Genomic DNA, 14279 nt, shown 5'->3' on the forward strand with positions numbered 1-14279 from the left:
GTTAACCCGCTAAATTAAACACACCAAACATCATGGTAGAAACAAAGGCGATCATCAGACCCACGGCGGTTTCATAAGGCAGCAGCTTCAAACGCTCATGCACCTGCATGTTGACGCTACCGCCGGTTGCGTGGAAGAAGCTGCCGTGTGGCATGTGGTCGAGTACCGTTGCGCCTGCGTGAATCATCGCCGCACCCGCCAGAGCCGAAATCCCCATACCAATCAGCGTGGAGCTAAATACTGCGGAAGCCACTGCGGTACCAGCAGTCGTGGATGCCGTCGCCATCGACATCAAGGCCCCTGAAATGGGGGCCAGCAGATACGAAGGCATACCAGAAGCCGTCAAGCCTGTAATCAGCACATCTTTCAGACCTGAATTAGCAATAATCCCCGCCAGCGTACCGGTGCCGAGCAGCATAATTGCTACCGGAGCCATACGCGATAAACCGGAAACCATGTACTGGTTAGTATGTTTCCATTGCCCCATAACCACCGCACCAATTAAGCCCCCCACAGGTAATGCAACTAATGGGTCAATGGCAATGCCAGCAATTGGACGTAGCGCCAACAGGATAATAGCGACTAAAGGAGCGGCGATCGCCGCGCCAAAGGCTGGCAGCGCAGCGTCATGTTTACCGACAACCAACTCATGAGCTTCAACTTTTGAGCCACGATGCTTCAGACGTTTAGCCAGAAAATAAGCCAGTACCAAACCAAACAGACCAGGGATAATGCCTGCCATCATCAATGAGGTTAAAGGTACATGGAAGCTATCTGCCGCCGCGATAGTGTTAGGGTTTGGCGACATCACGTTGCCCGCTTTACCGCCGCCAATCATCGCCAGCAGAATCGCCATTTTGGAAATATCAGCACGATGGGCAATCGCTAAAGCGATTGGAGAAACGGTGATAACCGCCACATCAATAAACACACCGACGGCGGTCAGCAGCATAGTCGCGACTGCCAGCGCCAACAGCGCACGCTTCTCGCCCACTTTACGTACAATAGTTTCAGCGATGGTATTCGCTGCGCCAGACTCAATCAGCACGCCCGCGAGAATACCTGCACCCAAAATACGTAATACGGCGTTGGTGATACCCTGAGCACCGGTGATCATAAGACTGATTGTTTGAATGAGGTCAGCTCCGCCAACCAAACCGCCCGCTAAAGCCCCAGCAATCATGCCGTAAGCAGGTGGAACCTTGCGTAAAATAAGCACGATGGATACAACCAGTGCCACTATTGCGCCTAGAGCAGAAACCGTTGTCATTATTCACTCCTGCCTTGATTCATTATTATTGTGAGATCGTCTAAGACGAATGTAGGTACAAGGAGGCATTATGAGGAGACAAAGAAAAATAGCTTGAGGCGAATCACCAGAAAATCGACGGTTAGAACCTGCATTTTTTGTAGGATGCTACAAATCAGCGATAAATCTGCATGCCAATATACAACTGAAGAATAGAGTTTAATTCATTGATTTTTAAAGATGTTATGTCTTCAATCTTCTGTAAGCGGTAGCGAAGGGTGTTAACGTGGATATGCAGCTGTTTTGACGTTTGAGACAGATCACAATTCTGTACAAAATAGCAGCGCAGAGTGTGACATAGAACACCCTTAGCATCAGCCTGACGTAATGCCTGCCACGCGAGCCCCAGTTCTTCGGCCTGCCAGCTGTCTGCAAATCCATTTAATAACACCGGTAAAAAATGGTCTCGATAATATAAAACGGCCTGATTCAGCTTTTGACGTTGCGCCATCTCCTGCAAAGCCTGAGCACTCAGGTAAGAACGGCGCACACCATCATCCCCAGCAAATAGGCCACCAACGTAGATATTTACATGAAAGCGCGACTGTAGTTGCACATGCAGTTTACGCAGACCTTTTTTGATTGCCGCATCATTATCGTCACTACGACTTATATTGAGCGGCAGCAAGACAACGATACGATCGAAGCCATGCATCATCACCAACGTCTCATGGTTATGGTTGCTGAGCGTTTCTAATAACTCACGCTGGCGAATATGTTCCTGCTCATGAAGGCTAACAATCAATGCAATCCGCGGTAAGGACAGATCTAATCCAAGATATGCCGCCATTGACGCCATCGATGCAACGCTACCGCGCTCCATAATCAGCTGAGAAGCGAGTTGCTCACGATAACGTTTTTCCCACTGGTTTTGCTCCAGCATTTCTGCCTGCTCAAGGATAAGCTCCGCAGCCATGCGAACAAGTTCAGCATACGCCTGCACTTTTTCTGGCTCGCCGGAAATCCCGATCACCCCCACCATTCTCTGCCGAAATATAATGGGCAAATTAATTCCCGGCTTCACGCCTTTAAGCCTGCTGGCCACTGCATCATCAATGATCACCATCCGATTCTCGGTGAGCGCCAAAACCGCCCCCTCATGGCGCTGATGCAAGCGGCTCGGGTCACCTGAAGCAATGATGACTCCGTGCTCGTTCATCACGTTCACAGAATAGTCAATGATGCTCATCGCACGAGAAACGATCTGACGCGCGGTATCTTCCTTAAGGTAACTGTTTGGCATGGGGCTTCATTGGTTAAGAGGGAACACAGATCAATGTAGCGGATAGTGTGGTCGCGATGCAAAGACTGAAATGATAAACACCGACTATAAATATTCATTATTTATATATTCTCAAAAGTCATTCGTTACCGAATTAATATCAACAACCAATCTATTATTTATATAAGTTAAATAATATTTTCGAGCAAAGTAATATATAAATAATTTTAAACAAATAAGAGCGTATTACTATCGATATCCTATCAAGATAAAGTAGTATTATTATCAGCAAGACAATACATATCACCGAATCCATATATATGGAAAACCTATCAATACAAAAAATAAATTAACAAAACAGGTTTAACACAGAATTAAAAAATGATTAAGGATATATTTTTATGGAAAAGACAGGGCTGTATTTTTCTTGCAAAATTGGCAACCTTCCTTCAGAAGCATTTGACGTTGCTGAATTCTTACTGGATGAAGGACTCTCCCAGCTATTCACGCTCACGCTAAAAGTCGTAAGCAAACGAGACGATTTTGACCCCGATGCCCAGCTTCTGCAAAAAGCCTCATTAACAGTCAAAGTTAACGATGTTGAACAGCGAACAATTACGGGTCTTGTGGCAGGTGTAGAACGGGGAGACTCTGGATTTAGACGCACATTTTACACATTGACGATCCGTCCTGAAGCGTGGGTGATGACGCTCAATCAAGATAGTCGAATCTATCACCAGCTCAATACACCTCAAATTTTGCAGCAATTGCTGCAAGATAATCACGTTGAGGCAAAGTGCACGCTGATAAAAGATAATCACCTACAGCGCGAATACGTGACACAAAAGCGTGAGTCTGCGGCTCATTTTTTTGATCGACTCGCTGCGGAAGAAGGGTTCGTATATTGGTTTGATGATGAGGGAATGTGTTATAGCGATAGCCTTTACGGAATGCTGGTTGACGCAACGGTAGCCTATAACCCTCATCCACAATCAGCAATTCAAGGCGACATTATTAATAAGCTACGCTTCGGCTCATTTGTACGCCCACGTGAAGCGATCCACAAAGACCGAAACTACCAAAACCCCAACGATCGACTCACCCACAGTGCGCTCTCTAAATCTCAAGGACTGCCAGGTTCTCCTCACACCGTTTTTGATAGCTACGGACGTTTTCAACATGATGCGGAAGCGGCGCCGATGGTTCGCTATCGCATAGAGCAATTGAGTTCAGACAGCAAAACGGGGATAGCTTCATCTAACTGCATAAAATTGATGCCGGGTAGGATCTTTCAGCTTACCGAGCATCCAGTGGAGACAATGAACGATCGCTGGCAGGTCGTCACGGTGACCCATCATGGCATGATGCCAGAATCGTTAGAGGAAGAAGACAGCGGTGAAGGTACAACGTTAACCAACGAACTCACTTTTATTTCAGCCCGTGATGAGTGGCGCGCCCCATATCACTACAAGCCACTCGCAGACGGGGATGAAGTCGCTGAAGTCGTTGGCCCCTTCAGCGAGGAAATTTATGTCAATGAGGACGGTGCAGTAAAAGTCCATTTTCACTGGAACCGATATGACAAAGCCGATGAGAAAGCATCGTGCTGGGTACGCGTTGCACAGGGTTGGAACGGTAGTGGTTATGGATTTTTAGCCACGCCACGCATTGGGCAAGAGGTGATCATTTCCTACCTCAATGGAGACATTGACCGCCCAATTATTACGGGTTGTACTTATAATGCATTAAACCGACCTCCACTTAATTTGCCTGCAGAAAAAACGCGCACTACGTTCAAAACTCAAACCCATAAGGGCAAAGGGTTTAATGAACTGCGCTTTGAAGACGATGCTGGGCGCGAAGAAATTTATATTCATGCCCAAAGAGATCAGCTGATAGAGATTAAGCATGATAAAACGCAAAAAATAGAACATGACGAAAGCCATACCGTTATGAACAATCGTAGCCACTACGTTGGCAAGGACGAGTCTCTACATATTGTCAAAGATCGATATATTCAAATTGATGCTAATCAATTTGAAACCGTTGAAAAAAATCTTATTACGAAAATTAATAATAACTGGGAAGAGAAAATTCACGCGACTCACAGCCAAAATGTAGGAAAAGATAAAGAGTGTACGGTCAATGGTAAATACACTACTGAGGTTGTGGAGGGTATTCATAGCCACACTAAAGTGCACACATTGCAAGCCAGTGAACGAGTGATGTTTAAAAGCAAAGGAGGAACGATCACTATCGATGGCAGCGGAATTACGCTGACAGGAAAAGTATCGATCAAAGGTGAATTAGACGTTATACCGGGCATCCCTGGTTCTGTCTCTTCTCTATCTGGAGCCGCAACCGATGGACAACCTACTGCGGAAGACTGTCGTGAAAAAGCCCGTCAAGAGCAGGAAGGTTAGTAATGCGCCCAATCATTTGCCAAAACGATAAAACCAGCACGGGTGGCAAAGTGCTGCAGGGTTCCCCAACCATGAAAATCAATGGTAAGCCAGTGGCGTTGGTTGGTATGCAGGCAACCTGCAACGCCTGCAAGAAAGGCATAGGAACCCTAGTTTCTGCAGGGCCATGCTTGGGCAAAGTCGATGGCGTCTACGTTATTTTAGCGGGTGATTATGTCGCCTGCGGCTGCCCACCTTTCAGCAATGTTGTAATACCAGGACAACACATCGGAACCATTGAATAATACACGGAGTTGGCCGACACATGGACGAAACGCTATTCGATAACATTGATGGTACTTTATGGGTCACCGAGTCTATTTTTGACACGCCTAATGTACCAAATGGTAAAAAACATGTGCAGTTCCGCGCGCCAACCTTAATTTATAACAAGGAACGACGCTATGTGGTGAATACATTATTTCATCATTTCACTCAGTTGGGGTTAATTAATGCCGACTATACCGAAATAGTCCCCTTTGATGTTTATCTAGAAAACAGTACACGTTATGAAAAGGACTTTATTTTAGCTGCGGTGAAATTAAATGATGAGAATCCAGTATTTATGGATCGCAGCTATTGTTTAGAACCGCTCCCTCACCAGAATGGCGATCTTCTCGATCGAAAAATACCTATAACATGTGTTCCATCCGAGGAAGGTTTAGAATCCGGTATCGGTCAGAGATTACAAGAACTGGTATTGGAACAAGGCGAAAACGACCTGCATAGTCACCTACGATGCTACGCCATTATTGATGCGGCAGTTTATCAACAAGATGGACGCTTTCTTATCCCCGATCTCATGGCATCCGGTCTTACTTGGCAGTGCCTATTTAAAGGTGAGTCAGAAACCGTAATGGAAAATATAGCTCCTTATTTAGTTGATATCACATCACATAACCACCAATGGGATTTTTTTCACCGCCGATTAATTTCGCAGTTAGTTGAGCAGCCTCTGGGAATATTAATTCGTAGCTATGCTGACTTTGGTACTGTTTTTCATCATCTGCGCAAATTTACCTATGTGAAAAACCCGGAAACTGAACGCTGGAGCTATTTTCGTTTTTACGATCCAAGAGCCTTCGGGACAATTATCAGTCTCATGGATTATGCTGCTCTGGCCTCATTTATGCGTTATTCACAATACATTATTTATCTTCAACCCAAGCAACATAGCGCGATCAACATCGTTACGATTTCCGACCCAATACGAGAGATAAAAGGCAGCTATTTTCGCTTAACCCAGCGTATGTGTAACTATTTCGCCCAGCAGGTCTATCAGGCATTTATTCAAAAAGTCGATTTATTCATCCAAAACTATATAGCTGAAAGATCTCAGATTAGTGAGGGTTTCCGCTCTTATTTTATCACTCAACATATTAACCGAGCCCTATGCTGGGGCTTCTCTTTGGAAAGAGCGGTTCTCTTATATGTTGCTGCACGCAGTATGACCTGCCTACCAGAACATGAGTGGGGCGAACTGGTTAAATCCCACACCTGCCGTTTTCCTCTTAGCCAAGAACTTAGAGCCAAAGATTTGTTTGGCCTTGTCTGGCACCTATCAGAAGCCAAGGTAATATAATGGACAATATGGATCAGGCCATGCAGGCCGCCGACGATAGAACTTCAGGATCAACAGAAGTCGGTACTTATGAATCCCCTTGCGATAGCGATGTGAAACCCATTTATCCGGTTCGCTATGCTTACGCCAATTTTTTTGAATCATCGCTACAGTATGCCCTTCCACCGAACGATATAAAAACAATGCTTTCAGCAACCTCATTAAGAGATGCCCTAGGTTACGTAGTGCGTCTGTTGCGCCCTGGCTGGATATATATTAAAGATGAAGACTTTGACACTTTTCATATTTTTAAATATGAGCAACAAGAAAAAACCACCAACGGCAAAAAGCAGTGCGTTGAGCGCTACCGAAAGTTCATTTTTAAAAATGGTAATAATGCACAGGATGGGTTAACCCCGAAGCTAGGCCCGCGAGGTGAAGGCTATTATTTCGCCTTCGTGCCTAAAAGAGTATCTAACATCAGTATCGTATATAGCGAACATGAGTGGCATGCAGATGTTATTGACGCAATAAATGGCGACAAACAGCTACGAAAAAAATCAATGCAGGAGATTAACTTAGATGCCAATGATGGCCCCTATTCTCTTGAAGCCACTGAGGCTAATTTCACTAGACTAATTGAAGATTATCGGCATAAACAGCAACGGGCTTTAATAGTACAGGATAAAGATCACCCTAATGATTTGAGCAGCATAGACATTGATATTCTAACTACTCGAGATTCTTACTGGATGGAGCCCAGCGATATCGCCAAAGAGATCCGTAGCAAACTTTGTTATGGCGAAAAATCGCGTATCGTGGTGCTGTTTGACCCTGTAGGCCGACAAAAAGAAATTGTGCAGGCGCACAATATTCTCATTCAATGGCAACAACAATTTCTGGCAGAAAACCACTATCCATTGACTATTGGTGGATTTGTTGAGCAATTAAAAAGCAGTGATAACGAAGATATTCAAAAGGCGGTAAAAAACGGAATTGATCAGGATAGCTGGAATAACTATTGGCTGAAAATGAAGCAAGAGCTAGATAGCTATCAAGAACGTCAGCGCATGTTTGCCAAGCTGTATGAACAATTTATGATGAGCCCGTTTGTGACCAACTGCGTGGGCGGCCTTGACTCGTATTTTAAATATTTTTTCGCTACTGCACCAAGCCCAAAAACGCAGCAGGATGAATTCAACAAGCTAGCGGATATTGCCAGCGAATTGTTTGTTGCCGTTGCCGATTCTGAGCCTGGTAAAAACGCGCTAGAAAACATTATGTCCGAAGCAGCGGAGAGCCAACGCTCATTTAGTGATGAACATAACGTCTGGGGCGTGCTGTGGAATACACTAGTCCCCGTATTGACTGAACCGCAGGAACAAATCAGTTGGGCGGATAAAAGTGTAAAAGCCGTAGACAAGATTTTACACGGACTGGCCTCTATTTTAGGTTCGGCCATGTATGGTGATACTTGGCTTGCTCGCACGACATCAACCTTATCTAAAGCCGCAATGCAGCAAATTAAAACACATATTCCTAGATTGCTACACGTGATGGGGATCGAGATCCTTCAGGAAGAAGAACTATTTACCCACGAGCAGCTCAATCAGTTGGCAGAAAGAATTAAACAAAACAGGGCAAGCTTTAACAAGGAAGCGACAGGAACTGGAGTCATAGAGCATGGCAAAATCACTCACGGTAACTTGCCAATTTCGAACAAATTATTTGACTGGGAACATGCGTTGCCTGATGCCAATGACCCTCTACGATTTAGGCTTCCTCGCGTGGGTGTTATAGCTCCTCAGGGGAACAAATTCAGCTTTGAACGCAGTATTGGCAATGCCATAGTGGCTCCCAGCACACTATTCATGTTATTTGATACTGGCTTTTCTGGCCTTTCCGCATTTGGTAACTGCATGGTACTGAGCAGCTTAGTTGCTCAAACCTCTGAGTATGAAAAAGCCGATCCGCTGGCTCGCGGCAACGTGATATACACCCTGACTAAAGCCGCCACCGCCATGACGTCACTAACGCTCGATGTGCTGAACGTTTCTAAAAACGTCGCTAACTTAATATCCACCAAAACAGCTCACTCATTGGCACCTAAACTCGGCGAATATGCGTTAGCTTTATCAGGCGAGGTCATAACAAAAAGCGTGACTGGAGCCTTAGCGCTGGTGAATTTTCTTAGCGCAGTAGTTTCAGCCATGGAAACCCGCGATGCTTATCAGCAAGGGAATACGGGGTTAGCCGTCAGCAACAGTATACTCACCCTCGCGTTCACTATTTTCGGCGGTATTGCTCTTGCAATGCTAATGGAATTGACGGCCCCAGTCTGGTTAACAGCCCTTGGTTTTACTATCACTAATTTAGTTGCCATTGGATTTATACTTCTTATTGGAGGGGCGCTCGCGGTGATATTTACAACTCGAACAGCATTAGAGAATATTTTATATAATTGTTTTTGGGGAATTGGAAAGAAATATGGCTATTGGAATGAAAAAAGAAAAGGCATATCTTACCAGATAAAGCAAATTACTGACCCATCAAAAATAGAACTGATTATCAACAGGTTTTATATTGAACAGCAGGAGTTTATTAATTTCTTCTCCGCACCTGTATTAGATATCGTAGGAAAAGCTAAAGGTTTTAAAATTTCTTATGATGAAACAGTTTTCTATACTTTTAAATTGCCAAATTTTGAAACTGGGTTGTCTGATGTAAGGTATTGTTTTTACGCTATTTTACCCATAACGGATATTTATAAATCGGAAAGACGACCAGATGAAAAACTTAATAAATTATTTGACATGGCTAAAAAAAGTGCAATATCTAAGATAACAATAAAAGATGGCATACCAACTATAGCAGTGCCCATGGAAGCTCGCCAAATTTATGCATCACAACTCGAGTGGTACTATATGCCGTCAAAAGAAGTCATTGTGCCAATGAGGTTCCTGAATAGCAAAGGAGTGCTTAACACTGAATATACCATTGGCATGATTGATGAGAAGGTAAGATAGTATGAATAATAATACGGATGGAAGTAAAAAGCTTGCAAACCATGACCACTATCTACTAATTGACGAACAAGATACATTGTTAACACGACATATAAAAACTAAAGATTCAGAAGAGTTACATAGCATTAATTATTTGCAAAAAATAGATAGCCGGAATTGTTTTTTTTGTTCTGGGGTACAACGCTTAAGAGTAGTTATAATACTACCTTTTCTTATTATTCTTTCTATTAACTTATTTCAGTTTATAAATGATATATATACTGACTGGAAACAATGTGAAGAACAACTAACTTCTGAAATCTCACATTACATTAAATATACAGCAGAAAATAATCTCAACCTTAGCAATCAAGAAAGACAATCGATTAATGAAAGAGTTTCAGAGTTACGCTTATTCATCGGCAATGACTCAAGCATGGATTTCAATAGCTATCTATATTATAGGTATGATATATATTCATATGGGAGTGGCTATTTTTGGATAGATATAATACATATTATTTATTATATCATTTTTTTCCCGTTATATTTTTATGCATTCTTTCTAATAAAACTAAAAGCTCCACTAATTCTAATTCGTGATCGGCAGCTCTTTATGACATGGGAAAAAGATAAAGCCTATATAGCGCGTTATTCTCAAGTCGGTGTAATAGAAAATTCTAGCAGCGTTGCCATAATTCTTTATGGCTTAAACAATCAACAATTACTCGTAAAAAAGAAATTCCTCTTACACTCTAGCCCTTTGCTTATCCTTAGTACTGAAAAAAAACAGAAAGACACCCTAGCCTTTATCGCCAAATATATGGTCTGGGGACTATCAGCTGTTGCCGCTACCGACTATGAACGCAATATGCCTTACTATTTGCGCAAAGATAAAAAACCGGCTGATTTTGAGCAGCAGGCTGATCAGATTCTTGCTGTGCTAGATAAACTCAAGTCACCACGCGAGTTAAATACTCTTACAGATATAAAAGGAAATTGAAATGTACCACAGCCCAAAATGGTTCCATTTCACTAAAAATCTTGAGTCATCATTATTAGCAGAAGAAGAGTCTACATTGTTATCAATCCAGACTAAAACCAAAGATATCAATAGCCTAAGTGCTATGATGTATCTGCAGTATATAGACTATAAAATTTGCATGTTCCGAAGTGGCTTGCAAATGATCAGATGGATAATATTCATTCCTTGGTTTCTAGGGTTATTGATTAGCGCCACGAATTTCACTAGTGACTTTAATGAAAGTTGGGTAAGAAATGAGGCGGATATTATTTATGCAATTGACAATTTTGACAATGTCGAATATGTAAATGAATTAAAAGAAATTATAGGTGATGATAAAAAATTAAACTTTAACGAATATCTTTATTATAGATATAATGAGTTTGCTTATGGGGGGGAATATTTAACTGGCGATATAGTTATGGTTCTCTTCCATACCATAACCATTCCCCTTTGTTTCTACGCCGCATTTCTTACTAAACGTAAAGCACCACTAGCTCTCGTACGCGATCGACAACTCTTTATGACATGGATAAACGGCAAAGCCTTCGTTGCACGTTATTCACAGGTGGGTGTAGTGGAAACTCCGCAGGCAGTATCTTTAATCTTATATGGGTTAGATAATAAAAAAAACATTATCAAAACAGCCTTTGTGCTGCCAACCAACCCTACGATCATTCTCAGCTCCGAGCAAGGCCGTAAAAATATATTGGCATTTATCACCAAATACATGCTCTGGGGACAATCTGCGGTTGCCTCTACCGACTATGAACGCAATATACCTTACTATTTTCGCAAAGATAAAAAGCCGGATGATTTTGAGCAGCAGGTGAGCGATGTGCTTGCTGTGCTAGATAAACTCAAGTCACCACGTGAGTTAAATACGCTTACAGATATAAAAGGAAATTGAAATGTACCACAGCCCAAAATGGTTTCATTTAACTAAAAATCTTGAGTCATCATTATTAGCTGAGGAGAAAGAAACATTGCTGACTCGTCATCTTAAGATAAAAGATATTAATAGTTTACATGGTTTTTTTTCTTTACAAAAAATAGATAGGCATAATTGTTTTTTCCGCTCTGGTTTACAACTCTTAAGATGGATTTTTTTCATTCCTATGTTGATAGTATTATTAGTTAATTTAGTATCATTTTATCATGCTTTTCAGAATAGCTGGATTCATGTTGAAAGAGAGATTTTATCCACTATAAATGAAATAGATACTAGGTCTTATCCCTCAGAAAATGGCTTTGGCGTTTTTTTTAACAAAGAAGAAGATCAAGAATTTAGAAAGGAACAGATTAGCTATATAGGGAATGATAAAAAAATGGAGTTAGGGGAATACATGTACTTTAGATACAATATTTATGCATACGGATATGAGTATTTTTGTACAGATATAATATATGCTATTTATTATATTATTTTTATCCCACTATGTTTTTATCTCTCTTTTCTAATAAAGCGTAAAGCCCCACTAATACTTGTTCGCAACCGACAGCTCTTTATGACATGGATAAACGGCAAAGCCTTCGTTGCGCGTTATTCACAGGTGGGTGTGGTGGAAACTCCGCAGGCGGTATCTTTAATCCTATATGGGCTAGATGATAAGAAAAACATTATCAAAACAGCTTTTGTTTTGCCGACTAATCCAACCATTATCATTAGCACCAAGCAAGGCCGTAAAAATATATTGGCATTTATCACCAAATACATGCTCTGGGGACAATCAGCTGTTGCCTCTACCGACTATGAACGCAATATGCCTTACTATTTGCGCAAAGATAAAAAACCGGCTGATTTTGAGCAGCAGGTGAGCGATGTGCTTGCTGTGCTAGATAAACTCAAGTCACCACGTGAGTTAAATACGCTTACGGACAAGAGCAAATGAGTTATCTGAAACGTCAGCACATGCTCATCAAACTAGCAGATATTTTCAGCGAATTATTTGTTGCCGTAGCCGACTCTGAGCTCGGTAAAATTACTCACGGAAACTTACCCATTTCGAACAAATTGTTTGACTGGGAACATGCGTTGCCTGATGCCAATGACCCTCTAAGATTTAGGCTTCCTCGCGTGGGCGTTATAGCTCCTCAGGGGAACAAATTCAGCTTTGAACGCAGTATTGGCAATGCCATAGTGGCTCCCCGCGCACTATTCATGTTATTTGATACTGGCCTCTCCACATTGGGCAATTACACCATACTGAGCAGCTTCGTTGCTCGAATCTATGAATATAAAAAAAATGAAATTGAAAAAATAGAATCTCGATTACTATTAGAGTTACAAGAATTTATCAACTTATTTTCCATGCCAAAACTAGACATAATAGGTAAGCCAAAAGACTTTAAATTCTCATATGATGAAATAGTTTTTTATACTTTTGAATTACCAACTTTTGAACCTGGGTTATCAGATATCCAATATTGTTTTTACACTCAGCATCCATTGAAATACATTTATAACTCTGAAAGACGTCCAGACGAAAGGCTCAATAAATTATTTAATATAGCTAAAAAAGATGCAATACGTAAAATGACCACAAAAGATGGCGTACAAACTATAGCCATACCCATAGAAGTTCACCAGATTTATGCATCACAACTCGAATGTGTACTATATACCATTTAAAGAAATCATTGTTCCAATGAGAATATTAAATGATAAAGGAGAGCTTAATTCTGAATATACTATTGGTATGATCAATGAGGACGTTAAGTAAAATGAATAATAAATCAATAGAAACTGATAAAAATAAACCTGAAAGTTACCTTCTTATCAAGAATCAAGATGATTTGTTAACTAGACATATGAAAGTAAAAAATAGCAATGAATTACACGATATCATCTCCTTGCTAAAAATAAATAATCGCAAATGTCACTTTCATTTAGAAATACAAAGTACAATATTAATCATGACCATTCCTTTATTATTATATGTAATATTTAATTTTATCTCTTTCACAATTTCATTTCATAATGACTGGGATAGAGTTGAAAAATATACTGTGGAAAAAATATTATATTTTGAAAAAAAATAAAATCACATACTGAAAATGATGAGTCCATAGATCAGCTATCTATCAGGATAGATGAATTAAAAAAAAATGTAAATAACGATATGAAAATGGATTTTCAGGAGTATATTCAATATCGTTACAATAACTATTCACACTCTACCGAGGTTTATGTCACTGATATATTAATCACGACCTTTAGCTTTCTTACAACCATCCTATTTTTTTATATTTCGTTTATTTTAAAACGAAAGGCACCATTGATTTTAACTCGAGAAAAACAACTTTTCATAACATGGATTAAAGGCCGTGCCTATGTTGCACGTTATTCACAAATCGGGGTGTTTGAAACAAAAATCAATGTATCTTTGATTCTTTATAGTCTAGATAGACAACATAAAATAATAAAAACACTATTTCCTCTACATACCAGTCGCACTATTTTATTTAGCTCAGAAAAAAAACGTAAAGATATTCTCGCCTTTATCACTAAGTACATGGTTTGGGGACAATCTGCAGTCGCCTCCATTGACTATGAGCGTGATACCCCCTTCTATTTGCGTAGAGATAAAAAACCTAACGACTTTGAACAACAAGTGATCGATGTGCTTGCCGCACTAGATAAACTCGACTCCCCATGTGAGTTAAATACGCTAACAGATAAAAAGGGAGTATAAG

The 14279-nt window shown here is 41.0% G+C and carries 12 protein-coding genes; 10 read left to right on the forward strand and 2 right to left on the reverse strand.

The window, feature by feature from the left end; translation table 11 throughout:
• Position 1: 1 nt before the first annotated feature.
• Positions 2-1270, reverse strand: a complete 1269-nt coding sequence (locus K9N75_RS21265; RefSeq protein ID WP_114445445.1) for a GntP family permease — start codon at positions 1268-1270, stop codon at positions 2-4.
• Positions 1271-1424: 154 nt separating this feature from the next.
• Complete coding sequence (locus tag K9N75_RS21270) at positions 1425-2552, reverse strand: sugar diacid recognition domain-containing protein (protein ID WP_008815667.1); 1128 nt, start codon at positions 2550-2552, stop codon at positions 1425-1427.
• A 380-nt stretch (positions 2553-2932) separates the two neighbouring features.
• Here K9N75_RS21270 and K9N75_RS21275 point away from each other — a divergent pair, with 380 nt between their 5' ends.
• From K9N75_RS21275 to K9N75_RS21320, 10 genes are all read left to right on the forward strand, one after another.
• Complete coding sequence (locus K9N75_RS21275) at positions 2933-4954, forward strand: type VI secretion system Vgr family protein (protein WP_224452082.1); 2022 nt, start codon at positions 2933-2935, stop codon at positions 4952-4954.
• Between the two features lie 2 nt (positions 4955-4956).
• Positions 4957-5238 (forward strand): PAAR domain-containing protein, encoded by a 282-nt coding sequence (locus K9N75_RS21280; protein ID WP_004090690.1) that lies wholly within the window; start codon positions 4957-4959, stop codon positions 5236-5238.
• A 20-nt stretch (positions 5239-5258) separates the two neighbouring features.
• Positions 5259-6575, forward strand: coding sequence for a DUF4123 domain-containing protein (locus K9N75_RS21285; protein WP_224452083.1), 1317 nt, complete (start codon positions 5259-5261; stop codon positions 6573-6575).
• Entirely contained in the window at positions 6575-9580 is a 3006-nt protein-coding gene (locus K9N75_RS21290; RefSeq protein ID WP_224452084.1) for a toxin VasX, read from the forward strand. Before K9N75_RS21285 ends, K9N75_RS21290 begins: the two co-directional genes overlap by 1 nt.
• Position 9581: 1 nt before the next feature.
• Positions 9582-10562, forward strand: a complete 981-nt coding sequence (locus tag K9N75_RS21295) for a hypothetical protein (protein WP_224452085.1) — start codon at positions 9582-9584, stop codon at positions 10560-10562.
• A 1-nt stretch (position 10563) separates the two neighbouring features.
• Positions 10564-11493: a hypothetical protein gene (locus K9N75_RS21300; protein ID WP_224452086.1), complete on the forward strand. Its 930-nt coding sequence runs from the start codon at positions 10564-10566 to the stop codon at positions 11491-11493.
• A gap of 1 nt (position 11494) precedes the next feature.
• A complete protein-coding gene (locus K9N75_RS21305) occupies positions 11495-12475 on the forward strand; it encodes a hypothetical protein (protein ID WP_224452087.1) in 981 nt (326 codons plus the stop codon).
• A complete protein-coding gene (locus tag K9N75_RS21310) occupies positions 12472-13215 on the forward strand; it encodes a hypothetical protein (protein WP_224452088.1) in 744 nt (247 codons plus the stop codon). Before K9N75_RS21305 ends, K9N75_RS21310 begins: the two co-directional genes overlap by 4 nt.
• Positions 13216-13307: 92 nt before the next feature.
• The gene (locus K9N75_RS21315) at positions 13308-13625 is read left to right on the forward strand and encodes a hypothetical protein (protein WP_156518146.1); all 318 of its coding nucleotides are present in this window, start codon (positions 13308-13310) and stop codon (positions 13623-13625) included.
• An 80-nt stretch (positions 13626-13705) separates the two neighbouring features.
• Entirely contained in the window at positions 13706-14278 is a 573-nt protein-coding gene (locus K9N75_RS21320; RefSeq protein WP_224452089.1) for a hypothetical protein, read from the forward strand.
• Position 14279 lies beyond the last annotated feature (1 nt).

This window comes from Hafnia paralvei (assembly GCF_020150375.1).
Lineage (GTDB): Bacteria > Pseudomonadota > Gammaproteobacteria > Enterobacterales > Enterobacteriaceae > Hafnia > Hafnia paralvei.